Source organism: Nonomuraea sp. NPDC049784 (assembly GCF_040659615.1).
GTDB lineage: Bacteria > Actinomycetota > Actinomycetes > Streptosporangiales > Streptosporangiaceae > Nonomuraea.
Genome location: NZ_JBFAMX010000039.1, coordinates 14675 through 39291, shown reverse-complemented (window position 1 = coordinate 39291; position 24617 = coordinate 14675). Strand labels below are relative to the sequence as shown.

The following is a 24617-nucleotide window of genomic DNA, read 5'->3' as shown; positions in this document are numbered from 1 at the left end:
CAAACTCACCGGTTGGGACGTCGTCCGGAAGGATTCCGACCGGTTCGGCGTCCAGAGTCCGGACGGCCAGGAGATCGAATTCCAGCGCGCACCGGCGGGGGATGGGTGTGGTTGCTGATCCGAGGTGTCCAGAAATTTGGGCATTTACGAGGTCCAGCTTATTTGTTAAGAAGGTTTATTAACGAATAGATCGGCCTTGGGAGGCCCCGTGGCGCGCTCTCGGCTCATCCTCATCTTGCTGTCGACCTGCGCATTGCTGGTGAACGCCGGAGGCGCGGCCCTGGCCGCATCCCAGAAGGCGCAGGCCATACCGGCAACGACCGCCCTGACGGGATACAAGATCCAGTCGTCGGCGAAGGTGTCGGACTCCGGCGCCACGATCTCCACGCCCGGCTACGCGGCCAATGGCTGGTATCCGGTCGGCCCCCGCTCCACCGTCCTGGCCGGGTTGCTGCAGAACAACGTCTATCCGGACCCGTTCTACTCCACGAACATGCAGTCGATCCCGACGGCGGACTTCGACGTGCCATGGTGGTACCGCTCCGACTTCGCTCTGGGCAACGAGTCCGGGTTACGGACGTTTCTCGACGTCAGCGGTGTGATCTCCAGCGCAGACGTGTGGGTGAACGGCACCCAGGTCGCCACCGCCGCCCAGGTGGCGGGGGCATACACCAGGCACGAGCGGGACGTCACCGCTCTGGTGCACCCGGGCGTCAACTCCGTGGCCTTCCGCGTCAACCCGAACAACCCTGACAACCACCTCACCGTCGGCTGGATCGACTGGGTGCAGCTGCCGCGCGACGACAACATGGGCATCTTCCGTGACGTCCTGATCAGGCGCAGCGCCGACGTGTCGCTCCGCGACGCGCATGTGATCACGAACCTGGCGGTGCCGGCGCTCGACCGTGCCGACCTCACGATCAAGGCCGACGTCCGCAACGGCACGGGCAGCGCGGTGACCGCCACGGTGAAGGGGACGATCGGCTCGCTCGAGTTCTCCCAGGACGTCGCGCTGGCCGCGAACCAGACCAAGCGGATCACGTTCAACCAGACGCTCGCCAACCCGCAGGTGTGGTGGCCGCACACGATGGGCGCCCAACCGCTCTACGACCTGAACCTCACGGCGACGGTCGGGGGAGTGGAGAGCGACACGCTGACCCAGCGCTTCGGCGTTCGCAAGGTGGAGTCGGGCAAGAACGCCGGCGGCCGCCGCTTCTACAAGATCAACGGCAGGCCGATCCTGATCAGAGGTGGTGGATGGTCTCCCGACATCTTCCTCCGCAAGAACCTGGGCTACCTGGAAGACAAGATCCGCTACGTGCGGGACCTCGGTCTCAACACGATCCGCGTCGAAGGCCACCTGGACACCGATGAGCTTTACGACCTTGCCGACAGGTACGGCATTCTGACCATGCCCGGCTGGGAATGCTGCGACAAATGGGAAGGCACGTTCAGCAGCTCCGACTATCCGATCGCCAAGGCGTCCATGCAGGCGGAAGCCACACGGTTACGCAACCATCCCAGCGTGATCTCGTTCCTGATCGGCTCGGACAACCCGCCATCGGCGCAGAAGGAGACCAACTACCTCGACGCCCTCACGGCCGCCGAGTGGCAGCTGCCGATCGTGCCCGTGGCCTCCGACAAGTCCAGCCCGCAGCTGGGCAACTCGGGCATGAAGATGCCCGGTCCGTACGACTGGGTGCCGCCGAGCTACTGGTACAACAAGCGCGAAGGCGGGGCGTTCGGTTTCAACTCCGAGACCAGCGCAGGTCCCGACATCCCGACGCTCGACTCGCTCAAGCGGATGATGACCTCCGCGCAGATCGACTCGCTCTGGCAGAACCCGAGCGGGACGCAGTACCACCGCTCGCCGTCGAGCACGTTCAACAACCTGACGATCTACCACAACGCCCTCAGAGGCAGGTACGGCGTGCCGTCCGGGCTGGCGGACTACGTGAAGAAGGCGCAGCTCGCCCAGTACGAGGCGGTCCGAGCGCAGTTCGAGGCCTATGGCCGTAACTTCACCGACTCGACCAACCCGTCCACGGGCGTCATCTACTGGATGCTCAACAGCGGCTGGTCGTCGCTCCACTGGCAGCTCTTCGACTACTACCTGGACCAGGGCGGCTCCTACTGGGGCGCCCGTGAGGCCAACAGACCGTTGCACGTGCAGTACTCGTACGACAATAAATCCGTCGTCGTGGTCAACTCCGGCATCTCGGCCGCCTCGGGCCTGACCGTCAAGACCGACGTGTTCAACACGGACGGATCCTCCAAGTACACCAACACGGCCCCCGTCAGCGTTCCCGCCGACGGGGGCAAGGCCACCGCGGTGACCATACCGGCCATCAGCGGTCTTTCCACGACATATCTGGTACGGCTGACGCTGCTCCGCAACGGCCAGGAAATCGACCGCAACGTCTACTGGTTGTCCACGTCGGACGACGTGATCGACTGGGCGAACAACGACTGGTACTACGTCCCAACCTCCCGCTACGCCAACCTGACCGGCCTCAACGGCCTGGCTCAGTCCCCGATCACCGCCACCGCCTCCGCGCCCTCCGCGGGCAACGTCACCGTGACGATCAAGAACACCGGCACCGGTGTGATCCCCGCCTTCATGCTGGACGCCGACGTGGTGGACGCCGCGGGCAAGCCGGTGCTGCCGATCCAGTGGTCGGACAACGCGATCAGCCTCTGGCCGGGTGAATCCAAGACGCTCACCGCCACCTACCGGGCCTCCGACCTGGCCGGTTCCCCGAGCGTGCGGGTGTCCGGGTGGAACACAGCGACACTCACCGTTCCGACCGGGCCGCCCGGCAGTGGCCCCGCCGTGTACCAGGCGGAGGACGCGACGATCTCGCAGGGCGTGGTGGAGTCCAACCACGCGGGCTTCACCGGCACAGGGTTCGTGAACTACGACAACGTGACGGGCAGCTACGTCGAGTGGACGGTGAACGCCGCCCCGGCCGGCCCGGTCACCCTGGAATTCCGCTTCGCCAACGGCACCACGACGAACCGGCCGATGACCATCGCGGTGAACGGCACCACCGTCACCCGCGACTTCAACGGCACCGGCGACTGGTCCACCTGGCAGACCGTCACCGTCGCCGCCGATCTCATACAGGGGGTGAACAAGATCCGGGCCACGGCCACCACGTCGAACGGAGGCCCCAACGTCGATCGGCTCTCGTTGAACTGACCGCGCGATTCGTCACGTATCTGTGGATACGGGCTTGCGGTGTCCGGCGCGCTGGCGATGTTCGGTCTTCCTGTCCTTCTCCTCTCGACCGTCATCCGCCTCGTGGGCAACAATCGGCGCAGACGCCACAAGTGCGCCACAGAGTCACCACAAGCGAGGAGCGGGGCTTTGGCCGATGCCACTTACAACGTCTTGGGCCCCGTGCGAGTTTGCCGGCCCGATGGCCGGCAGGTTCACCTGACAGGCATGCAGCGTGCCCTGCTCGCCAGCCTCCTACTCAACGTCAACACGCCGGTTTCCAGAGAACGGTTGGTGGAGGCGCTCTGGGAAGATCCTCCCGCCTCGGCCATCGCCAACCTGCAGACCTATGTCGCTCAGCTACGCAAGGCGCTGCCGCCCGGCACGCGGCTTCTCACCAAGGAGACGGGCTACCTCTTCGAGGCGCGCGTCGAAGAGGTGGATCTCCTGGAGTTCGAGGAGGCGATACGGCTGGCGCGGGACAGGGCCGAGCAAGGCGATGTCGACGCTGCCGCCTGCCAGTTCGAAAAAGCCCTGTCGATGTGGCGGGGAAAGCTCGCCGAAGGCACCAAGCTCGCCGGTTCCATGCTCGCCCGCATGACCGAAGTGGAAGAACGGCTGACAGCGGCGAGACTGGACTGGGCAGAAGCGAAGCTCGCTCTCGGCCGGCCCACGGAGGTGATCGAAGACCTCCGCCCTTTCGTCACCGAGCAGCCGCTGCACGAGCGCGCCTGGGGGCTGCTCATGCTCGCGCATTCACGGGCGGGGCAACGGGACAAAGCGCTTGAGGTCTTCCGGCACGTCCGCTCGGTGCTCATCGACGAGTTGGGCATCGAACCCAGCGAAGAGCTCCAGCAGCTCCACGCCGCCGTCCTGGCCGGCACCGCGCCAGTGCGCGGGCCGGCACCGTGGACGTCGCCTAGTCAACTCCCGTCGGACGTCAAGCACTTCAGCGGCAGGGAGACCGAACTGGCCACCCTGGACGGGCTTCTCCCGATCCCGGGCGACGAGCCGTCACCCACCGCCATGACATGCGTGATCAGCGGCACGGGCGGGGTCGGAAAGACCTCGCTCGCCGTGCACTGGGCCCACGGGGTGCGCGACCGCTTCCCCGACGGCCAGCTCTACGTGGACCTCCGCGGGTTCAGCCCGGCCGCGACACCCATGCCGGCGACGGATGCGGTACGGATCCTGCTGGGGTTTCTCCAGCCGCTCCACCACCGGATGCCCGCCACCTTCGATGAACAGATCGGGCTCTATCGGAGTCTGCTGGCCGGTCGGCGGGTGCTCATCCTCCTGGACAACGCCCGAGAGCCGGATCAGGTGCGTCCGCTGTTACCGCCGTCACCGGCCAGCCTCGCCCTGGTGACCAGCCGAAATGTACTCACCGGTCTGATCGCGGCAGAGGGCGCCCACTTGCTGCGGCTGGCACCGCTCTCCAACGCTCAGGCCGGCCGCCTACTGAAACGCCGCCTGGGACAGGACCGGCTGGCCGCCGAACGCGAGGCGGTGGACGACATCATTAAGGCGTGCGCCGGGCTGCCGCTCGCCCTGGGCATCGTCGCCGCACGAGCCACCATCAGCGCCGACCTTCCCCTCACCGCGCTGGCGGAAGAACTGCAGGCAGAGAACACCCGGTTGGACGCTCTGCAGACCGGCGAACTCGACACCGACCTGCGAGAGATCTTCGGCTCTTCCTGTCACGTGCTGTCCCCTGGGGCAGCCGAGGCCTTCGCCTATCTGGGCCTGGCGCCAGGACCGGACATAAGCCTGCAGGCCGCGGCCAACCTCATCGGACACCCGGTCGCTCACACCCGCACTCTGCTGCGTGCTCTGGAAACGGCCCATCTGCTGCATCAGCATGTCCAAGGCCGTTACAGGATGCACGATCTCGTCCGCCTGTACGCCATCGAACGCGCATCCGTCGACCTGAGCGTGGATGAGCGCGCCGCCGCAGTGCGCCGCCTGGTGGACTTCTTCCTGCATACGTCGTACGCGGCCGATCGTCTGCTCTCCCCTCAGCGCCGGAACGTCATCGAGGTGGATATGCCGGCTCCTGGTTGCCTTCCGCACGCGTTGGCGGACGCGGCGGCGGCCCAGGCCTGGTTCAGAGCCGAGCACCCCTGCCTGCTCGCTGCTCAGCGGCTGGCCGTCGAGCATGGACTGCACGTCGCCGCATGGCAACTGGCCTGGACGCTCGACACCTTCCATCTGGCCCACAACCTGCTCCCGAACTGCGTTTCGGTATGGCGCACGGCGTTGAGTGCCGTTGAACACCTGGACGATCCGGACGCCCACGCCCTGGTCCACCTGTTGCTCGGTCGCGCCTGCGGCCGAGCGGGGCACCACGCGGAGTCGCTGACCCATTTGGGCGAAGCTCTGGCCCTGTCTGAGCGATCCGGAAACATCGCCGGTCAGGCTACTGCTCGCCATACGCTCGCGCTGGCCTTGGCGGGCCGGAAGGAGTATGAGCCGACGCTGTTCCATCTGGAACACGCGCTGCGACTGTACAAGGACGTAGGCGACGCCTTGGGGGAAGCCAACGTCCTCAATTCCCTGGGCTGGTTCCACGCGATGCGTGCCGACTTCGCCCAGGCCCAGATGCATTGCGAGGAGGCGCTTGCCCTGCTCCGCCGCCATGACGACCGGCTCGGCGAGGCGGCGACTCTCGACAGTCTCGGCTATATCGCCCACAACACCGGTCATCACGCTCAAGCTCTCGGCTACTACCAACGCGCCCTGACGTTGCGCCGCGAGAGCGGCAATGCCAGCACAGAGGCCGGAACTCTCTCCCGCCTCGGCGACGCGTACCGCGTCCTCGGCTGTCGCGCCGAAGCCGTCCGAGTCTGGAGCGAGGCGCTCGCCATCTACCGGGACCAGCACGACACCGCGCAGATGAAGCAGGTACAGGACAGACTCGACGCCCTGCGAGAAGAGTCATTCCAAACGGCTGACCGAGCCTGAGAGGGAGTTCTACCGAGGCCCCGACCGCTGGGAAACTGCCGGGAAACATACCTGTGCTATTACCGTCCGTGAAGAACGTACGTGGATGGAGGCAAGCACGTGGACGACCCGCTCGGAAATTTCGCGAACATCGATGTCGAGGCGTTCCTGCGGGATTCCGAACGACGGGTGGCCGACTTCGCCGAGGCGCAGAAAGGGGTCGCGGCGGCGGTCGGCCGGGCCACGGCCGCTGACGGTCTCATCGCGGTCGAGTGCACCGCTCAGGACGGCGTGAGTCGGCTGGACATCGATCCGAGGGCGAAGCGGATGAGCGTCCACGAGATGTCCGCGGCTATCCTCGCAGCCATCCGCGACGCCGATGCCGACCTTCAGCGCCAGCTGTCCGCGATCATGACAGGTTCGCTCGGAGGACTGAGCCGCGCCATGGGCGACCCGGACACCGCCCGGGCGAAGGTGGCCGAGGCGCAACAGGCCTTCGACCGGATGATGGGCGACGCGATGGGCGAGTTGGACCGCATGCGTAAGAAGCTCGGCTACTGAGCCGTGCGTGGTCAGACCTCGGCGGTGCCGGTGCTGGGGCGCCCGGCTGCGAACTGCGGCTTGAGGCCGTCCGTGAGGCTGCGCTCGGTCATCCACACGGCCCCGTACTTCAGGGCCAGACCCAGCACGGTCCTGAGCACGAAGTTCCGCAGCTCGATGACCCTCTTCTCGGCATTCATCGCCTCCGAGAGCGCCTCCCACGCGTAGTACACCCGTCCCGGCCCCACGAGTACGGCCTTGGCCACGGTGGCCATCGACAGACTCGCGATGCCCACGTGGAGGTAGATGTACGCCGTCCAGAGGTTGGCCACCACTCTGAGCATCCACGAGAGGCTGTGGGCGGAGTCGGACGCGGCGTTCGACTCCATGGCGTAGCCGGTGACCTTCTGCCCGTAAAGCTCTCGCTCCAGCGCCTGCCAGCTCGCCGAGGACACGCTGTCGTGCTGCTCCTGCGTTGTCATGCCCGCGGCGTAGACGCCGTCTCCGAAGGCGCTCCAGCCATCCGCTGCCCTGTGCATCACCTGCGGGTCGGCCGGCACCGACAGCCCGTACCCGACCACCGTCCGCTCGAACACGGGAAAGATCAGCGCGGCGAACGCGTACGTGGCAAGAGTGGAGTACTGCATCAGCTTGAGGTCGCCGCCCTCATCGCCCGGCTGGAATGGGTCCGGAGTCCCGCCGGGGACGGGGATCTTAAAGCCGCCGGACATTTTCCACGTTCCTGTTCTCCACTGTCTGGATGTTGTCGGCCACCATGTGCAGCCGGTCCCGATCGTCGTGCAGGCCTTCGATCGTGCTGTAGACCGTGTTCTCCGCGTAGCCGACGATCTTGTCGTGCTCCTTGGTCAAGGGCCATCCGAGCACCCCCATGGCCCACGGCCCCATGCGCATGTTCTCGGGGAAGTCGCTGACCTGGTCCAGGTGCGACACCGGGGAGGTGCCTTCGACGTCGTCAACGAGAGCGTCGCCCAGTGCTCTGATCGCTGATAGACGGTGGATACGTGCTGCTTCGTCTTGGCTCAAGACTGCTCCAAGTACGTGATCCATAACTTGACTGGACATACTAGCCGTGCCGGGTGAGCGTGGCGGTGCGGATGCCGCGGCGGAGGAGAGCGGGGAGGCACAAGATCGTGCCGAGCGCGCCGATCCACACCGTCGCCTCGAGCCCGCCGAGCGCGGTGGCGGCGGAGGCGAGCAGGGACCCCAGCGCGACCGCGCCCCACAGCAGGAACCGCTGCACAGCGGCTACCCGGCCGAGGAGCTCGGGCGGAGTCTGCGTCTGGCGCAGGGTCAGTGAGGTGGGGTTGAACGCGCCCTCGCCCACGCAGTGCACGATGCTGCCTATGACCAGGCCGGCGGCTCCCAGGCTGCCGTGCGCTCCGAGTACCGGCATGGCCACGATGCCCAGCACCGACACGGTGGCGGCGAGCATGAGCGCGCGCGGACTGCCGAGACGCCTGATGAGGACGGCCGAGGCCAGGTTGCCGATCGGGTAGCCGGCCGCGGCGGCGCCCACCACGATCCCGATCCACTGCGGGGACAGCCCCAGGACGTTGCGGCAGTACAGGACCAGGCTGGTCTCGACCATGGACAGGAACAGGAGATAAACGGTGCCGCAGGCAAGGACCGGCTCCAGAATCGGGTGTCCGAGCGCGAATCTGAGCCCGGTCGCGACGTCTCGCCGTACCCAGCCCCGCTCTCGCACGGTGACGGCGGGCGGCGCCTCCCGGTGCCGGATCATGACAAGCGTCACGAACGAGGCGGCGAAGCTGAGCGTGTTGGCGAGGAGTGCGCCGGCCACGCCGAGCACCCCGATGACCGGCCCCGCGGCCATCGGCCCGACCGCCTTGGCGGTGGACTCCGACAGCGCCAGGCGGGTGTTGCCGGTGTGCAGCCGGCCCGGGTCGGGGAAGAGCCCGGGCAGATATGAGGTGTACGCGACCTGGAAGAACACCACCGCGCAACCGCTCAGCAGGACCAGGGCGAACAGCAGGGGAAAGTTGAGAACGCCGGTGACCGCCGAGACCCAGATCGCGCCGAACGCGATCATCTGCACGCCGTCACAGACCAGCATGACGGTACGGCGCGGCAGCCGGTCCACGATGGCGCCCGCCGGCAGGCCGAGCGGCAGGAAGGGCAGGAACAGGGCGAACGGCAGCAGCGCCGCCTGGGCCGGAGTCGCACCCAGCACCGTCACCGCGAGCAGGGGCAGCGCCAGCGTCATGAACTGGTCCCCGAACAACGACAACGACTGCCCGGCCCACAGCAGCCCGAAGTCGCGGCGTGCCGTCGGCTGCCCAAGCTCCACCGACTTCGGCGGGGAGGTCATGCCTTCTGCCAGAAGTCACGCAGCAGCGAGTGGACGGTTTCCGTCTCCTCGACATGGCCGAACGAGCCGCTGCGCTCCAACATGTGGAAACGGGCCTGGGGTGCGAAGCGCTGGAAGTCACGCTGCAGCGCCGGATGCAACGCCCGGTCGTAGCGGCCGGCCAGCACCATCAGGGGAACGCCGATCTCCTTGAGCCGGGGCCGGAAGTCCGGGATCCTGGCCACCTCACCCCCGATCACGAAGTCGACGTCGTCGCCACAGAAGATCGGGTACAGCTCCTGGTTCCTGGCACCGGGCTCGTCGGCCAGCAGGGCGGCGCCGGCGGGATGGTAGAACCGGACCAGAGCCGCCGCCTTGGCGAACTCCTGCCTGAGCGGCCCGTCGGTGGAGCGCAGTCCGTCCAGCCGCAGCGCCTGGATCCGCTCCCACACCTCGGGGAACTGAGTGGCCAGCTCACGGTTGATGTTGGCGTGGTTGAGCTGCCACATCTCGGGGCTGTGCAGGGTGTTGGCCAGGGTGACGGTACGCGCCATGGCGGGATGGTCCAGGGCGATCGCCTGCGCGATCAGGCCGCCGTACGAAAAGCCGTACAGGTGTACGGGGCCCAGCTGTTCGAGCAGCGCGGCCACGTCGGCGACGTCATCGGCGAAGGTGATCTCGGCGAGGTCCTGGGGACGGCCGGAGCGGCCGCGGCCGTACAGGTCCATGTAGATCACCCTGTGATCCGCTGCCAGGGCGTCGAAGTGCGGGTGGAAGATCACATGTGAGCCCGCGGGGCCCAGCCCCGCGAGCAGCAGGACGGCGTCGCCCTCTCCGTGCTGCTCCACCCAGATGCGACGGCCGCGGAGCTCGTACGCCTGGCCGGGGGGATGTTCAATCATGGCGTTCATCTTCGCCAAGCTTGAGGCGGATGAACGGCGGATATCGGACCTTGCACTGGGCCCGGTAAAGATAATCCGCAACGAAACTAGAATGGGTGCATGACCGCCATGGCGCCATCACGCGCGGAGCCCGACCTGTCGTTCCTGCTCGACCACACCAGCCACGTCCTGCGTACCCAGATGGCGGCGGAGCTCGCCGAGATCGGGCTGACCGCCCGCATGCACTGCGTGCTGGTCCACGCAATCGAGGAGGAGCGCACCCAGATCCAGCTCGCGGAGATCGGCGACATGGACAAGACCACGATGGTGGTCACGGTGGACGCCCTGGAGAAGGCCGGGCTTGCCGAGCGCCGCCCGTCCAGCACCGACCGGCGGGCCAGGATCATCGCGGTCACCGAGAAGGGCCGGGAAGTCGCCGAGCGCAGCCAGCAGATCGTGGACGGCGTTCACCGCAAGGCTCTCGACGCGCTGCCGAAGGACGAGCGCGAGGTGCTGCTCCGTGCCATGAACCGGCTGGTCGAAGGGCACCTCGCCACCCCGGCGGAGGCGCCGCGCCCGGCACGGCGAGCACGACAGTAGGTCCGCAAGGGATCGTCTACAACAAAACTATCTGCTACGGTTTCTCTTGTTGCGTCTGAACAGGAGAGACCATGTCGTATTCCAAACTCCGTGCCCTCATCGTGCTTTCCGCCGCGATGTTGATGACGATCCTCGACGGCAGCATCGTGACCGTGGCCATGCCCTCGATGCAGCGCGACCTGGGCTTCACTCCCGCCGGGCTGAGCTGGACCGTCAATGCGTACCTGATCGCGTTCGGCGGATTGTTGCTGCTGGCCGGACGGCTCGGCGACCTCATCGGCCGGAAGAAGATGTTCCTGGCCGGCAACGCGGTCTTCACCGCCGCCTCCCTGCTGGCCGGGGCGGCCACCGGCCCCGGCCTGCTGATCACCGCGCGTTTCCTGCAGGGGGTGGGCAGCGCGATGGCCTCGGCGGTGGTGCTGGGCATCCTGGTGACGCTGTTCACCGAGCCTGCTGAGCGGGCCAGGGCCATCGGTGTCTTCAGCTTCACCGGCGCGGCCGGGGCCTCGATCGGCCAGGTGCTGGGCGGGGTGCTCACCGATGCGCTCAGCTGGCACTGGATCTTCTTCATCAACGTGCCGATCGGGCTGGCCACCGTCGCGCTGGCGATCAAGGCTCTCCCGGCTGACAAGGGAGTGGGCCTGGCCGCGGGTGCCGACGTCCTCGGCGCCGTGCTGGTGACCGCGGGGCTGATGCTGGGGATCTACACCGTCGTCAAGGTCGAGGAGTACGGCTGGCTGGCCGCCCACACGCTGGGCCTCGGCGCCGTGTCGCTCGTCCTGCTGGCCGCGTTCCTCGTCCGCCAGGCGACCGCGCGTACTCCACTCATGCCGCTGCGCATCTTCCGCTCGCGCAACGTCTCGGGCGCCAACCTGGTGCAGATGCTGGCGCTGTCGGGCATGTTCGCCTTCCAGATCATCGTCGCCCTCTACATGCAGAAGGTCCTCGGCTACGGCGCCCTCGCCACGGGGCTGGCGATGCTTCCCGCGGCGGTGGCCATCGGCGGGGTGTCGCTGTTCGTCTCCGCCCGGCTCAACAACCGCTTCGGGGCGCGCGCCGTCCTGGTGGCCGGCCTGGTGCTGCTGATGGGGGCGATGGGCTGGCTCACCCGGGTGCCGGTGCAGGCTTCGTACGCGGTCGACCTGCTCCCCGTGATGCTGCTCATCGCGGGCGGCGGGTTGGTGCTTCCCGCGCTGACCACGCTGGGCATGTCCGGCGCCAAGGCCGACGACGCGGGGCTGGCGTCCGGGCTGTTCAACACCACTCAGCAGATCGGCATGGCGCTCGGCGTCGCCGTACTGTCCACGCTCGCCGCCTCGCGCACCGGCGTCCTGCTCGCCTCCGGGGCCACCGAGGCGGCGGCGCTTACGGGCGGGTACCGGCTGGCCTTCACCGTCTCCGCCGGGCTCCTCACGGCCGCCCTTCTCATCAGCCTCGCCGTACTGCGCCGTCCCGCCCCCGCTCCCGCTCCGGAGCCCGAGCAGGTCGCAGTCTGATGGGAGAGCACATGAACGAGAACCAGTCAGGGCCCGCCCCCCGGTCGCTGACCGAGGAGGAGCTGGTGAAGCTCCTCGGCGAGCAGCAGTTCGGCGTGCTCGCGACGGTGAAGCGCAGCGGCCACCCCGCCATGTCCACCGTCCTCTACCGGTGGGACCCCGCTGAACGGGTCATCCGGATCTCCACGACGGCCGACCGGCTCAAGGCCCGGCAGGTGCGCAACGATCCGCACGTCGCGCTTCACGTGAGCGGGCCGGACGTTTGGTCCTTCGCGGTGGCCGAGGGCGAGGCCGAGGTGTCGGGCAGCGCTGAGGAACTGCTGGCCTTCGCGGGCGATCAGGCTGATCCGGCCGCCTATCTGGAGCGGCAGGCGGGGGAGGGGCGTGTGGTGATCAGGATCAAGGTCTCCCGCCTGTATGGGACGGCCCTGGACATTCCGTGACCTATTTGGGGGTGGATAGGAGGATGGGCTTGAGCTGGCGGACGAACTCGATGGCGTCCGCCCGCGGGTCTCGGCCGGGGGCGCCTGGGACGATCCAAATGGACAGCATCATGCGGGCGTCATCCGTCCAGGCGAAGGCGTATGTGCTCGGCCCGTTCTTGCCCTCGGTCCGAGCGGTGAACCCGGGACCGAGCCCGGCCGGCAGATCCGTCCCCTTGTCGATTCTCTTGGTACTCTCCAGCTCCTCGACCGTGAAGGGCGACGGGTTGTGCAGCTCGATCGATAGTTGGGCGCCCAACTTCTGACTCTGCGTCTGCGTAATGACGCAACGCTCGAAGGACTCGCCCGGCTGGCTGCCGGAGGCGCTGTAGTCCTGCAGCCCGGTGGCGCGGATGATGGCCTCCCTGGAGATCAGGCCACATTCCTGCGGCTGCGTCGTCACGTTGCCCAGTGGACGCGTGTCAGGGGGCGGAGAGGAGGAACAGGCCGATACGGCAATCATGGCTATCACCAGCAGGGCATGGGAGAAGAATGCTCTCATCCGCCTGGCCCTCCGGAATTCGTTGCCTGATGGAAGCCCTCTTCGACGGCTCTGGTGGGATCGCGCAAGACTCGTCCCGTGTCCGCGAGGTGGAGCCATTCGTTGTAGGCGTCGCGCTGCGACTGGTCCATCTCGCTCCACGGCACGATCTTGTTGCCGTCCAGGAAGTCGCCTTCCGAGCCGCGCGGATAGTTGATGGACGAGTATGGGTGCGTCTCGGCGGGGACGTCCCCGTCGCCGAAGAGCCCGTGCCGCATCATCACATCCGCCGTGATGTCGGTGAACATGTCGATGCTCTGGCCGAGTGTGGTGCCTGCCTGGCTGCGTGCCGCCGCGCCGTCACTGACGGTGAACTGTCCGTATACCTGAGATTTGCCCTTGCCGAAGAGAAGTCCGGCGATCTTGCCCTGGGGACCGGGAATCAAATCGGCCACGCTGGTGATCGCATCCTTGAAGGCGCCGAACATCTTGTCATGTGCGTCCGCCTTGGTGATGTTGGCGATGTTTCCCGCATCGGTGATCATGTAGAGGGTCCTGCTGAGGCCGGTCACAGCCGTGCTGAACTCCGCTCCGCCGGCCCCTGCCATCTGATCTTCCAGGATCTTCTGGCGGTGGTCGTCGATCTCGCTGGCAGTCGCCTCTGGGTGCGCCTTGTGCCACTTCTCGAAGTCGGCGCGGTTCTGCTCGGCGAGCTCGGCGGCGCGTTCGTTCAGGACGTCGATGCTGTACTGTCCGTGGGCCATCACCACGGTCTTCAACGCCGCGGAATCCTCGAAGGCCCACCTCATCACACCGGTGATCCCCTCGCGGTCCAGCTCGGCGCCATAGGGCTGCAGGCCCAGAAGTTGACGGTCCGGATCGGGAACGAGCCTGACACCGGCGTCATGGCGCGACCGGTCCATCGACGTGCGATGCAGGTCGCTCATGTACGAGGCGAGGATGTTGGCCACGTTCTGACGGGTGTCGCGCAGGTTGGACTGGACGGCGGGGTTGCTCCAGAAACGCATCGCCCAGGAGGCGATCAGCGCCGACTTGTAGCCGCGTGATTCCCCCGGTGGCAGGTCGTGGTCGCGGAACGTGGTCGTGGCCGCCTCGAGTGCCCGGCCGAGGTCGCTGTCCGTGGCTTCGTACCAGACGCGCTCGCGCATCAGGTAGTCGAGTGGTTTGCGCTGGGGGTCGGTGAAGAAGTCCTGGGCGACTCTGGGGTTGTTGGCCAGGGCGCCCGCGACGGCGGCCATCGGGTCCTTCTGTGCCGCCGGGAGGTCGTTGGCCGGCTGGGTGGCGGGCATGATGTTGCGCCAGTACAGCGAGCTCTGCGGTTGCTGGCGTTCGTAGTCGTAGATCTTGTTGGCCAGGTCGCGCAGGAAGGCGTCGTCGAACTTGCCGTGCCGCAGGAGCTTGTTGAGGGCGAATGCCGTCTCGGGGGTGTCGAGGTGCTCCAGCAGCTGGTCGCCGTAGCCTTTCGGCAGCTTCATGTCGCCCGCGCCGCGTGAGGCGGTGCCGAGGATGGTGCTGAGGGCGGTGGCGAGCTTGTCCTGCTGGGCCAGCGCGTCGGGGTCCGCGCCCGCCGAGGTGGTGTGGTGGCGGTAGAGCGACGTGAGCAGCTGCTTGAGCTCCTGGGGCGGCATCTGGGTGGCGAAGGCCACGGCGAAATATGGGTCGTCCTGGTGCTGCTGCAGCTCGGCGAGGGTCTTGTCGTCGATCGTGCCGCCGTGCTTCATCCCGGTACGCAGGGCGTCGGCCAGGCGCTTGGCCGTGGCGGCGCCTTCCGCGGGCGTGGCGGACAGCCATTTGGACTCGTCGGCCCACAAGTTATGTGACGTGTCGAGGGCGACCTTCTGCGCGGCGAGCATCAGATCGAGCCGCCGCTGCAGGTCGGGGACCTTCGTGCCGATCCGGTGGCCGATGTCGCGTGCGGTGCCCGGGCCGTACAGGGACAGCTTGAGCGTGCTCAGCGCCTTGTCGACCTGGGCGCCCACCTCGGGAACGGTCTGGCTGAGACGCTTCATCGTGGAGATGAGCTGGGTCATCAGCGTCGGCTCGATGCCGATCAGCGATGGTTTGGGCCCCATCAGCCCGCCTCGTCCGGGTGGAGCGTGTCCAGCATGCCCAAGGCGCGGCTGAACAGGCCTCTGTACGCCTGCTCCCAGCCGTGCACCTCGCGCAGCAGCTCGTCAGCGGCAGGGCCCTTGATCGCGCCGGCGTCTATGACCTGGATCAGAACGCGTATGTCGCCACCGTGCTGATCACGCAATCGCTCGATCTGCCGGCGGGCGGCGTCGATCTGCTCCTGCGTCGCCATCCTCGATCCCCTGGATCTGCTGACGGACAGTTGGCAATTCGAAGCGTAACGACACCTTGGGCGGAGCGTGAGGCGGTGCCGGGTAAAACACCGAACGGATATGGATGTGGTCCTGTCCGGGAGCATCCCCGGGGCCGCGGAAAAGCACTGGGAAACTGTCGGTGGCCGGTGGTAGAAAGCAGGTTCGATACTGCCAGCTCGCGCTCGGGGGAGGCCTGCTCGTGACCACCAGCAGTTCGGAGTTCTCCGTCTCCGGGCCGCGCTACAACCGGGGCGGCCCGGTGCGCTGGCTCGGGTCCCATCTGCGCCGCCACCCCCTGCACCTGCTCGGGTTCCTCGGCGGATCGCTGGTCATGGTGGTGCTCAACGCCATGGTGCCGCAGTTCACCGGTGACGCCTTCGACGCCGTCCTGGGCAAACGGGGCGAGCCGCTGGACGCGCTCGGGCTGATCGCGCTGGCGTTGCTGGCGATCGTGGCGGCCAGGGGGCTGTTCGATCTCGTCGCCCGGCTGTCGAGCGAGGTGCTGGCCAAGCGGCTGGAGCGGGACGCGCGTGACGAGCTTTACGTGAGCCTGCTCGGCAAGAGCCAGACCTTCCACAACCGGCAGCGGGTCGGCGATCTGATGGCCAGGGCCGCCAACGACATCCGGCAGCTCTCCATCATGATCACGCCCGGGGCCGACCTGATCGTGGACTCGGGGCTCACCGGGTTGGTGCCTCTCTTCTTCATCGGGGCGATCGACCTGCGGCTGCTGCTGGCGCCCGGGGTGTTCGCGGTGGTGTTCGCGTTCGCGCTCTGGCGCTACATGAAGCAGCTCAACCCCGTGGCGACGCGCATGCGGGAGCAGTTCGGCGACCTCAACGCGGGGCTCAACCAGGCCGTGCGGGGCATCGAGGTGATCAAGGTGACCGCGCAGGAGGGGCAGGAGCGGCGGCGCTTCCGGGCCAACGCGCGGCGCTATCGTGACTCGTTCGTCAAGAACGGGCTGGTGCAGGCCCGCTACCTGCCGACCCTGCTGTTCTCCTTCGCCATGGCGGGGGCGTTGTGGCACGCCCTCTATCTCCAGAGCACCGGGGCGATCACCATCGGGGAGCTGGTGGCGTTCATGGGGCTCATGGGCATGCTCGGGTTCCCGACGCAGATGTCGATCTTCACGTTCTCGCTGATGCAGATCGGCATCGTCTCCGCGCGGAGGATCCTCGGCATCATGACCTCGGAGAGCGAGATCGAGCAGCGGGCGGACGGGCACGCCGCACCGATCAGCGGGGAGATCGTCTTCGAGGACGTGACGTTCGGCTACGAGGACGACGGGGATCCGGTGCTGCGCGGGGTGACGTTCACCGTGCGGCCGGGGGAGACGGTGGCGATCGTCGGCGAGACCGGGTCGGGCAAGAGCACGGTGACCAAGCTGGTGCCGCGGATCTACGACGTCACGTCCGGGCGGATTCTCGTCGACGGCGTGGACGTGCGCGACTGGGACCTGGACTCGCTGCGGTCGCAGATCTCCACCATCGAGCAGGACATCGTGCTGTTCTCCCGGTCCGTGACCGAGAACATCGCCTTCAGCCTGGGGCAGCGGGCCGATCACGAGGCCGTGGTGAGGGCGGCGGAGGACGCTCAGGCCGCCGAGTTCATCGCCGAGCTGGACGACGGCTACGACACCGTCATCGGGGAGCGTGGGGTCACCCTCTCCGGAGGGCAGCGCCAGCGGCTGGCCATCGCGCGGGCCCTGCTGACCGATCCGGCGATCCTCGTGCTCGACGACTCGACCAGCGCCATCGACTCCGCGACGGAAGACAAGATCCAGCAGGCGATCGGGCGCATCCTCGAGGGGCGTACGACTTTGCTGATCACCCATCGCCTGTCGCAGATCCGGTGGGCGGACAAGGTGCTGCTGCTACGGCGGGGCGAGGTCGTCGACTTCGGCACGCACGACGAGCTGATCACACGTAGCCGCCTCTACCGCCGGATCTTCGCGCACTACGACGAGGTGGAGATGGACGGAGAGGGCGCCGAGGGCGGGGTCCTGGCCGTGGAGCAGGGAGGGGTGCGCTGATGGGCTTCATCATGGACGGCCTCGACGCCGAGGACTACGACCGCGCTTACAGCGACCGCGACCTGCTGCGCCGGATCATCTCGTACTTCCGGCCGAAGCTGGGGGCGATGGTGCTGGTCGCCACCATGATCGTGCTGATGTCGGCGAGCCAGGCGGCCATCCCCACGCTGGGGAGCCTGGCGGTCGACGCGCTCGCCGATGGGACGATCGGCCAGGTGGGCTGGCTGCTCACGGCGGGCATCCTGGTCACCGGCGGGCTGTCGTGGGTGTTCAACTACATCCGGCAGAAGAACAGCGCGCGGGTCACCGGGGATGTGGTGCTGCGGCTGCGTGAGGACGCGTTCGACGCGGTGCTGGAGCGTGACCTGTCGTTCTACGACGAGACGCCGTCCGGCAAGATCGTCAGCCGGGTGACGTCCGACACCGACGACTTCGCCACCGTGTCCACGTTGACGATGGACCTGATCAGCCAGACCCTGATGGTGGTCTTCGTGACGGTCCTGCTGTTCGTGCGCAGTGTCGAGCTGGCCCTGCTGACGCTGCTGGTGGTGCCGATCGTGGTGGGTTTCGCGCTGCTCTTCCGGCGCCTGGCCAGGGTCAGCACCCGTAGGGCGCAGCGCTCGCTGAGCCGGGTCAACGCCAACCTGCAGGAGACCATGGGCGGCATCGCGATCGCGAAGAACTTCCGCCAGGAGCGGCAGGTCTACGACGAGTTCCGGCCCATCAACCAGCAGAGCTACCAGGTGACGCTCAGGCAGGGATTCGTCTTCTCCACCATCTTCCCCGTGCTGTTCCTCGTGGCCGGGCTCGCGACGGTGGGCCTCGTCCAGCTGGGCGGCTCGGCGGTGCTCGACGGTGGTCTGTCCGCCGGCGACTGGTACCTGTTCCTGCAAGGAGTGTCGCTCTTCTGGTTCCCGCTGACGTCCATCGCCGCGTTCTGGTCCCAGTTCCAGCAGGGCCTGTCCGCGTCCGAGCGGGTCTTCGCGCTGATCGACGCCCCGCCGCGCGTGGTGCAGACCGCGGCCGAGCCTCCGGGGCGGCTGGCGGGCCGCATCGAGTTCCAGGGCGTCACCTTCGGGTACGACCCCGAGCACCCGGTGTTGCGCGACTTCGACCTGCTCATCAAGGCCGGGGAGACCGTGGCGCTCGTGGGCCACACCGGCGCGGGCAAGTCGACGCTCAGCAAGCTGATCACCCGGTTCTACGAGTTCCAGGAAGGCCGGCTGCTGATCGACGGGCGCGACATCCGCACCTTGGAGCTGGGGGACTACCGCCGGCAGATCGGTGCGGTGCCGCAGGCGCCGTTCTTGTTCAGCGGCACGGTCGCCGACAACATCCGCTACCCGAGACCGGACGCGAGCGACGAGGAGGTGCGCGCGGCCGCGGCGGCGGTCGGCGGTGGCGACTGGATCGACGCGCTGCCCAACGGCCTGCAGACGGATGTGGGCGAGCACGGGCGTGCTCTGTCCATGGGGCAGCGGCAGCTCGTCGCGCTGGCCCGGCTGCTGATCCAGGATCCGGCGATCGTGGTGCTGGACGAGGCCACGGCCAGCGTCGACCCGCTGACCGAGGCGCAGATCCAGGAGGGGCTGGATCTGGTGCTGGCCGGGCGGACGTCCATTGTCATCGCGCACCGGCTGTCCACCATCGAGCACGTCGACCGCATCATCGTGCTGGACCACGGGCGGATCGTGGAGGAGGGCGACCACGCGACCCTGCTGGCTCGCGGGGGTCGCTACTGCGAGGTCTACAACACCTACTTCCGCCACCAGTCGCCCAACTACCGGGCCGGCACCGGCTTCGTCTCCGTCGCCGGCGGCGAAGCCTGCTGACCACCGGTCCCGGCTCGGGCGGCCTACCTACGGGTAGGCCCGCGATGCCTGCCCCGCGGGGCAGGCACTCGATTTACAACGATGTAACAACCGCTCCGCTGCTGTTTACAACGTTAGATACAACGATGTAGAACGAGGCATCACCACAAGGGCAGCAGGAGTGTGATGCAGATGTCCCTGGATAACCTCACCCGGCGGCGCGCGCTCGGTCTCGGTCTCGGCGCTCTGGTCCTCACCGGATGCGGCGGGGGCGGAGGGCCGCGGCAGGCGGGGCAGCAGCAGACGGGCGCGCAGGCGACGGCCGCCCCCACGACCTACACGGGCCCCGCCGTCTCCCTGGCGTTCTGGAACGGCTTCACGGGCGGGGACGGCCCGTTCATGAAGCGGCTGGTCGATCAGTTCAACGGCGAGCACCCGAACATCAAAGTCACCATGAACGTCTACCAGTGGTCGGACTACTACGCGAAGGTTCCGGCCGCCGTCTCCGCAGGTCAGGGCCCGGACATCGGCATCATGCACGTCGACAGCGTGGCCACCAACGCCGCCCGGCAGGTGGTCCTGCCGCTCGACGACGTGGCGAAGGCGCTCAACCTGACCGAGGCCGACTTCTCGCCGCCGGTCTGGCAGGCCGGCGTGTACAAGGGCGCGCGTTACTCCATCCCGCTGGACGTGCACCCGCTCGGCATGTTCTACAACAAGACGGTCATGGAGAAGGCCGGGCTCGATCCGGACAATCCGCCCAAGAACGGTGAGGAGTACCTGGCCGCCCTCGAGAAGCTCAAGAAGGCCGGCATCCAGGGGCACTGGGCGACGCCGTTCCCGTTCACCGGGAGCATGCAGTTCGGCACCCTGCTGCACCAGAACGGCGGCCGGCTGTTCGCCGACGACGCGAGCGTGTCGCGCTTCGCCGAGGAGCCCGGCGTGCAGGCGCTGACCTGGCTCGTCGACCTGGTCAACAAGGGCTACAGCCCCAAGAACGTGGGCCAGGACGCCGACTTCATCGCCCTGCAGAACGGCAAGGCCGCCTTCAACTGGAACGGCATCTGGTCCATCAACACGCTGCGCGAGGTCAAGGGCCTGGAGTGGGGCGTGGCGCCGCTGCCGCAGATCGGCACGCAGCCCTCCGCCTGGGCGGGCTCGCACCAGTTCGTCGTCTTCAAGCAGCGCAAGCCCGACCAGAACAAGCTCTCCGCGGCCAAGGTGTTCATCAACTGGATCAGCGGCCACTCGATCGAGTGGGCCAAGGCGGGTCAGGTCCCGGCGCGCAAGTCCATCCGCGAGAGCGCCGAGTTCAAGGCGCTGAAGGAGCAGGCGGCGATCGGCTCCCAGATCGACTACCTGTACTTCCTGCCGTCCGTGGCGGGGATCGGGGATGCCTCGGCGGTCGTCGACCAGGCGGTCAACGCGGCGATCCTGCTGAAGAAGAGCCCGAAGGACGCGCTCACCGAGGCGGCCGCCAAGGCGGACAAGATTCTCGAGCAGAACCGGAAGAAGTACGGCGCCTGATGGTCACGCTCACCGTCACAACAGCCCGGAAGGCCAGATCCGAAGCGCTCACCTGGTCCGGGCGGGCCACGCCTTACCTCTTCATGGCGCCGTACCTCGTGCTCTTCGGCGTCTTCGTGCTGGCGCCGGCCGTCTTCGGGATCTGGGTGAGCCTCCACGACTGGGACTACCTGCTCGAAGGCAAGCCGTTCGTCGGCCTGGAGAACTACTCCGCCCTCTTCGACTCCTCGTCGGCCGTCTATGACGACTTCTGGACGTCGATGCGGGCCACCGGGATCTTCACGTTGTTCAGCGTGCCGTTCCTGGTGGTGCTGCCGCTCGGGATCGCGCTGCTGCTCAACCGGCCGTTCCGGGGGCGGACGTTCTTCCGGGGGCTGTTCTTCGCCCCGTACGTGCTGGGGGTGGCGGTCGTCTGCCTGATGTGGCGGCTGTTGCTTGACCCGAACCTCGGCCTCATCGACTGGCTGCTCGGCACCGACATCGCGTGGACGACCGCACTGCCGTGGGGGTGGGTCGCCCTCGTGGGCGTCACCGTGTGGTGGACGCTGGGGTTCAACGGGGTGATCTATCTGGCGGGGATGCAGGACATCCCTCGCGAGCTGTACGACGCCGCCAAAGTGGACGGGGCCGGGCGGTGGGCCGAGTTCCGGCACGTGACGTTGCCCGGGCTGCGGCCCGTGGCGTTGTTCGTGGTGACCACGACGATCCTGGCCTCGGCCAACATGTTCGGGCAGTCGTACCTGCTGACCCAGGGCGCGCCGGGCGGGGAGACCAGGACCGCGATCTACTACATCCTCGACGTGGGGCTCAGCCAGTACAAGATGGGCAGCGCCTCCGCGATGAGCTACGTCCTCACGCTCGCCCTGATCGTCGTCAGCGTGCTCAACTTCCGGCTCTTCAGGGGGCGGTCGTGAGACGTTACACGGTCCTCGTCGCGCTGGCCGTGGTCTTCGTGGCGCCGCTGCTGTGGGCGCTCGGCACCTCGTTCAAGAGCAAGACCGAGGCCACGCGGGTGCCGCCCACGCTGTGGCCCGCCGAGCCGGCCACCGACGCCTACGGCAGGCTCTTCGAGGGCACCACGCAGACGCCGGTGCTGCGCTGGTTCCTCAACAGCCTGATCGCCGCCACCGGGCACATGCTGCTCGTCCTGCTCGTCTCGTCGCTGGCCGCGTACGCGCTGGCCAGGCTGGAGTTCCCGGGCAAGAGGCTGATGTTCGGCGTCATCGTGGGGACGCTGCTGGTGCCCGGGTTCGTCTTCCTCATCCCGCAGTTCCTGATCATCGACCAGTTGGGCTGGTTGGACAGCCTGACCGCGCTGATCGTGCCGGGGGCTGCGGGCGCGTTCGGGGTGTTCTTCCTGCGGCAGTTCTTCCTCGGGCTGCCGCGCGAGCTGGACGAGGCGGCGCTCATGGAAGGGGCCAACCACTGGCACATCTTCCTGCGGGTCACGCTGCCGCTGTCGAAGCCCGCGCTGGCCACGCTGGCGGTGCTCAGCTTCATGAGCAACTGGAACGACTTCATCTGGCCGGTCTTCGTGATCTTCAGTCCCGACTACTTCACCCTGCCGCCTGGGCTGTCCATCCTGCAGGGCGCGTACACGATCGACTATCCCGTGATCATGGCGGGTGCCGTGCTGGCGAGCGTTCCGGTGCTGATCCTGTTCGCGCTGACCCAGCGGTACGTCATCGAAGGCATCTCTCGTAGTGGCTTGAAAGGCTGATATATGCGTATCGCAGCGGTTGTTTCGCTGGTCATGTCGTTACTCACCGGACAGTCGTACGACAATCCCGTGTCAGCGGGGTTCGCCGACAGCTTCGCCGATCCCTCCGTGATCCGCGGCCTCGACGGCTACTGGTACTCCTACGGCACCTCCGACCCGCTACGCGAGGGCGAGGGCAAGCACCACCGGCTGCCGATCGCCCGCTCCACCGACCTGGTCTCATGGACGTACGTGGGCGACGCGTTCGGCGAGGACAACCTGCCCCCGTACGCCGCCCCCGGCAGCCTGCTCTGGGCGCCCGACGTCCGCTACCTCGACGGCCGGTACGTCATGTACTTCACGGTCACCAACACCACCAGCACCCCGCACGAGTGGGACTTCTCGATCGGGGCGGCCACCGCCCCGACCCCGACCGGCCCGTGGACCCATCTCTCGGCCCCGGTGGTCGCGCCCCGGCCGTCCGGGGACTCGTACTGGAACACGATCGATCCGGCGCAGTTCACGGACGTGGACGGCCGGAAATACCTCTACTTCGGCGGATTTTTCGGAGGATTGTGGGTCACGGAGCTGACCCCGGACGGCCTCCACACCGTGGGTCAGCCGACGCAGGTGGCCATCGACAACAAGTTCGAGGGCTCGTACGTGGTGCGCCGCGACGGCTACTACTACTTGCTGGCCTCGTCCGCGAACTGCTGCGCCGGCCCCACCACCGGCTACTCGGTCCTGGCCGGCCGCGCCACCAGCCCGCGCGGCCCGTTCGTCGACCGCGAGGGCCAGCCGCTGCTCGCGTCCCGCGCCGGCGGCACCCCCGTCCTCGACCAGAACGGCAACCGCTGGATCGGCACCGGCCACCACGCCCAGCTCACCGACCTTTCCGGTCAGGACTGGATGTTGTACCACGCGATTGACCGGAACGACCCGTTCCTGGGCGAGCCGTACGGGATCAACGAACGGCCGATGCTGCTCGACCGGCTGGACTGGATCGACGGCTGGCCGGCGGTGCGGGCGGGTGCCGGGCCCTCGGAGCGGTCCGACGAGACGCCGGTGACGCGTGGGTTCGTGAGCCTGACTGATGATCTGTCGGGATGGCGTGGTGCGGGCTGGACCGTACAGGACGGATATGTACGGCACACCGACAAGGGCGCGCTGACGGCGCGGCAGGCGGTCGGCGGGGATGTCCGCGCTGAGACGGACCTCCGCCTGGCCGGGCAGTCGGCCGGGCTGCGGATCGGCGGCGCGACCGTGACGGTGTCCGGCAGCGGCTTGACCGTCACGGCAGGGAACGCGCACCGTACGGTCGCCCTGCCCGGCGGGGCCGCGACGTGGCGCAACCTGGCCGTCACGGTCAAGGGGCGGTCGATCACGGCCGAGGTCTCGTCGAGCCGGCTCGGCGATCCCCAGGCCATGGTCCGCCTCGACTCGCCGGTTCCGCTGTCTGGCACGTTCGCGCTGGTAGCCGAGGGTGTGGCCGACTTCGACAACGTCAGCGTGGCCAGGCTGGCCAAGCCCGTCACCCGTCCGGCGCCGGTGCCCCGTACCGGCGGCCTTGCCGACGCCGACGAGTTCGACGGCGCGGACTCTTCCTGGCAGTGGGTCCGCCAGGATCCGAACGCCCGCGTGGAAGGCGGCGTGCTGCGCTGGCCGGTCCAGAGCGCCGACCTGGTGGGCACCGCCAACACCGCGAGCGTCCTGCTCCGGGACGCGCCGGAGGGCGACTACATCGCGGAGACCAAGGTGACTCTCGACCTCGGCGAGGACACCGTACGCAACTACCAGCAGGCGGGCCTGATCGCCTACGTCTCCGACGACGACTTCGCCCGCCTCAGCCAGGTGGCCATCTGGAACACCCGCCAGGTCGAGTACGGTCGCGAGCTCCCGTTCGCCGGCCGCCTCTCCTACGGCGGCAACATCGTCGGCCCGCCGGCCAGGACGACCTGGCTCAGGCTGGCCCACCACGTCGACCCGGTGAGCGGGGAGCACGAGTTCCGCGCCGGTTCGAGCCGCGACGGCAAGACGTGGACGTGGGGCGGCGTGTGGACGTTCCCTAAGGACACCGCGCCGCGCATCGGCCTCGTCGCCCACGGCGGTGCGCAGCCGCCGGTCAACGCCGAGTTCGACTACCTGCGTATTTACCAGAGCAGGTGATTCGCCCCCGGAGCCCGGTCGGTCACCGGGCTCCGGGCCGTCGCGGACCGTTGGGCTGGAGC

General features: G+C 67.7%; 19 protein-coding genes. 12 read left to right on the top strand and 7 right to left on the bottom strand.

Annotated features, from left to right (window positions below; all coding sequences use genetic code 11):
- The first annotated feature begins 208 nt into the window (after positions 1 to 208).
- The 3 genes from AB0J09_RS12345 (at position 209) to AB0J09_RS12335 (ending at position 6724) form a co-directional block, all read left to right on the top strand.
- Positions 209 to 3202 carry a carbohydrate-binding protein gene (locus AB0J09_RS12345; protein WP_360689168.1) on the top strand — a complete coding sequence of 998 codons (2994 nt, stop codon included), beginning with the start codon at positions 209 to 211 and terminating at the stop codon, positions 3200 to 3202.
- Between the two features lie 57 nt (positions 3203 to 3259).
- On the top strand, positions 3260 to 6184 hold the full coding sequence (locus AB0J09_RS12340) for a BTAD domain-containing putative transcriptional regulator (protein WP_360689172.1): 2925 nt from the start codon (positions 3260 to 3262) through the stop codon (positions 6182 to 6184).
- A gap of 99 nt (positions 6185 to 6283) precedes the next feature.
- Positions 6284 to 6724 carry a YbaB/EbfC family nucleoid-associated protein gene (locus tag AB0J09_RS12335; RefSeq protein ID WP_360689166.1) on the top strand — a complete coding sequence of 147 codons (441 nt, stop codon included), beginning with the start codon at positions 6284 to 6286 and terminating at the stop codon, positions 6722 to 6724.
- A gap of 11 nt (positions 6725 to 6735) precedes the next feature.
- Here the strand turns inward: AB0J09_RS12335 and AB0J09_RS12330 are convergent, their stop codons facing one another.
- From AB0J09_RS12330 to AB0J09_RS12315, 4 genes are read right to left on the bottom strand one after another with little or no spacing between them, the layout of a single operon-like run.
- Complete coding sequence (locus tag AB0J09_RS12330; protein WP_360689164.1) at positions 6736 to 7434, bottom strand: hypothetical protein; 699 nt, start codon at positions 7432 to 7434, stop codon at positions 6736 to 6738.
- Positions 7418 to 7747, bottom strand: a complete 330-nt coding sequence (locus tag AB0J09_RS12325) for a hypothetical protein (RefSeq protein ID WP_360689162.1) — start codon at positions 7745 to 7747, stop codon at positions 7418 to 7420. The genes AB0J09_RS12330 and AB0J09_RS12325 overlap by 17 nt, the downstream gene beginning before the upstream one ends.
- A gap of 40 nt (positions 7748 to 7787) precedes the next feature.
- Positions 7788 to 9053, bottom strand: coding sequence for an MFS transporter (locus tag AB0J09_RS12320; RefSeq protein WP_360689160.1), 1266 nt, complete (start codon positions 9051 to 9053; stop codon positions 7788 to 7790).
- Positions 9050 to 9934, bottom strand: a complete 885-nt coding sequence (locus AB0J09_RS12315) for an alpha/beta hydrolase (protein WP_360689158.1) — start codon at positions 9932 to 9934, stop codon at positions 9050 to 9052. Before AB0J09_RS12315 ends, AB0J09_RS12320 begins: the two co-directional genes overlap by 4 nt.
- Positions 9935 to 10033: 99 nt before the next feature.
- Between AB0J09_RS12315 and AB0J09_RS12310 the strand changes: the two genes are divergently transcribed.
- The 3 genes from AB0J09_RS12310 (at position 10034) to AB0J09_RS12300 (ending at position 12452) form a co-directional block, all read left to right on the top strand.
- On the top strand, positions 10034 to 10513 hold the full coding sequence (locus AB0J09_RS12310; RefSeq protein ID WP_360689156.1) for a MarR family winged helix-turn-helix transcriptional regulator: 480 nt from the start codon (positions 10034 to 10036) through the stop codon (positions 10511 to 10513).
- A gap of 71 nt (positions 10514 to 10584) precedes the next feature.
- On the top strand, positions 10585 to 12009 hold the full coding sequence (locus AB0J09_RS12305; RefSeq protein WP_360689154.1) for a DHA2 family efflux MFS transporter permease subunit: 1425 nt from the start codon (positions 10585 to 10587) through the stop codon (positions 12007 to 12009).
- An 11-nt stretch (positions 12010 to 12020) separates the two neighbouring features.
- Positions 12021 to 12452 (top strand): TIGR03618 family F420-dependent PPOX class oxidoreductase, encoded by a 432-nt coding sequence (locus AB0J09_RS12300; RefSeq protein ID WP_360689153.1) that lies wholly within the window; start codon positions 12021 to 12023, stop codon positions 12450 to 12452.
- Between the two features lies 1 nt (position 12453).
- On the opposite strand, the gene AB0J09_RS12295 is transcribed toward AB0J09_RS12300, so the two are convergent.
- From AB0J09_RS12295 to AB0J09_RS12285, 3 genes are all read right to left on the bottom strand, one after another.
- A complete protein-coding gene (locus AB0J09_RS12295; protein WP_360689151.1) occupies positions 12454 to 12894 on the bottom strand; it encodes a hypothetical protein in 441 nt (146 codons plus the stop codon).
- A gap of 95 nt (positions 12895 to 12989) precedes the next feature.
- Positions 12990 to 15065 carry a DUF6571 family protein gene (locus AB0J09_RS12290; RefSeq protein ID WP_360689149.1) on the bottom strand — a complete coding sequence of 692 codons (2076 nt, stop codon included), beginning with the start codon at positions 15063 to 15065 and terminating at the stop codon, positions 12990 to 12992.
- On the bottom strand, positions 15065 to 15295 hold the full coding sequence (locus AB0J09_RS12285; protein ID WP_360689147.1) for a hypothetical protein: 231 nt from the start codon (positions 15293 to 15295) through the stop codon (positions 15065 to 15067). The genes AB0J09_RS12290 and AB0J09_RS12285 overlap by 1 nt, the downstream gene beginning before the upstream one ends.
- A gap of 221 nt (positions 15296 to 15516) precedes the next feature.
- Here AB0J09_RS12285 and AB0J09_RS12280 point away from each other — a divergent pair, with 221 nt between their 5' ends.
- The 6 genes from AB0J09_RS12280 to AB0J09_RS12255 all read left to right on the top strand — a co-directional run bounded on the left by AB0J09_RS12280 (position 15517) and on the right by AB0J09_RS12255 (position 24555).
- Complete coding sequence (locus AB0J09_RS12280) at positions 15517 to 17352, top strand: ABC transporter ATP-binding protein (protein ID WP_360689145.1); 1836 nt, start codon at positions 15517 to 15519, stop codon at positions 17350 to 17352.
- On the top strand, positions 17352 to 19184 hold the full coding sequence (locus AB0J09_RS12275) for an ABC transporter ATP-binding protein (RefSeq protein WP_360689143.1): 1833 nt from the start codon (positions 17352 to 17354) through the stop codon (positions 19182 to 19184). Before AB0J09_RS12280 ends, AB0J09_RS12275 begins: the two co-directional genes overlap by 1 nt.
- A 171-nt stretch (positions 19185 to 19355) precedes the next feature.
- The gene (locus tag AB0J09_RS12270) at positions 19356 to 20690 is read left to right on the top strand and encodes an ABC transporter substrate-binding protein (RefSeq protein ID WP_360689141.1); all 1335 of its coding nucleotides are present in this window, start codon (positions 19356 to 19358) and stop codon (positions 20688 to 20690) included.
- Entirely contained in the window at positions 20690 to 21604 is a 915-nt protein-coding gene (locus tag AB0J09_RS12265) for a sugar ABC transporter permease (protein WP_360689139.1), read from the top strand. Before AB0J09_RS12270 ends, AB0J09_RS12265 begins: the two co-directional genes overlap by 1 nt.
- Positions 21601 to 22410: a carbohydrate ABC transporter permease gene (locus AB0J09_RS12260; RefSeq protein WP_360689138.1), complete on the top strand. Its 810-nt coding sequence runs from the start codon at positions 21601 to 21603 to the stop codon at positions 22408 to 22410. The genes AB0J09_RS12265 and AB0J09_RS12260 overlap by 4 nt, the downstream gene beginning before the upstream one ends.
- A 3-nt stretch (positions 22411 to 22413) precedes the next feature.
- Entirely contained in the window at positions 22414 to 24555 is a 2142-nt protein-coding gene (locus tag AB0J09_RS12255; RefSeq protein WP_360689136.1) for a family 43 glycosylhydrolase, read from the top strand.
- Positions 24556 to 24617: the final 62 nt, after the last annotated feature.

Coding starts and splice junctions, on each gene's coding strand:
- AB0J09_RS12290 (WP_360689149.1), bottom strand. CDS start 15,065: ATGGGGCCCAAACCATCGCTGATCGGCATCGAGCCGACGCTGATGACC.
- AB0J09_RS12315 (WP_360689158.1), bottom strand. CDS start 9,934: ATGATTGAACATCCCCCCGGCCAGGCGTACGAGCTCCGCGGCCGTCGC.
- AB0J09_RS12310 (WP_360689156.1), top strand. CDS start 10,034: ATGACCGCCATGGCGCCATCACGCGCGGAGCCCGACCTGTCGTTCCTG.
- AB0J09_RS12270 (WP_360689141.1), top strand. CDS start 19,356: ATGTCCCTGGATAACCTCACCCGGCGGCGCGCGCTCGGTCTCGGTCTC.
- AB0J09_RS12285 (WP_360689147.1), bottom strand. CDS start 15,295: ATGGCGACGCAGGAGCAGATCGACGCCGCCCGCCGGCAGATCGAGCGA.
- AB0J09_RS12275 (WP_360689143.1), top strand. CDS start 17,352: ATGGGCTTCATCATGGACGGCCTCGACGCCGAGGACTACGACCGCGCT.
- AB0J09_RS12255 (WP_360689136.1), top strand. CDS start 22,414: ATGCGTATCGCAGCGGTTGTTTCGCTGGTCATGTCGTTACTCACCGGA.
- AB0J09_RS12300 (WP_360689153.1), top strand. CDS start 12,021: ATGAACGAGAACCAGTCAGGGCCCGCCCCCCGGTCGCTGACCGAGGAG.
- AB0J09_RS12265 (WP_360689139.1), top strand. CDS start 20,690: ATGGTCACGCTCACCGTCACAACAGCCCGGAAGGCCAGATCCGAAGCG.
- AB0J09_RS12330 (WP_360689164.1), bottom strand. CDS start 7,434: ATGTCCGGCGGCTTTAAGATCCCCGTCCCCGGCGGGACTCCGGACCCA.
- AB0J09_RS12320 (WP_360689160.1), bottom strand. CDS start 9,053: ATGACCTCCCCGCCGAAGTCGGTGGAGCTTGGGCAGCCGACGGCACGC.
- AB0J09_RS12340 (WP_360689172.1), top strand. CDS start 3,260: ATGTTCGGTCTTCCTGTCCTTCTCCTCTCGACCGTCATCCGCCTCGTG.
- AB0J09_RS12305 (WP_360689154.1), top strand. CDS start 10,585: ATGTCGTATTCCAAACTCCGTGCCCTCATCGTGCTTTCCGCCGCGATG.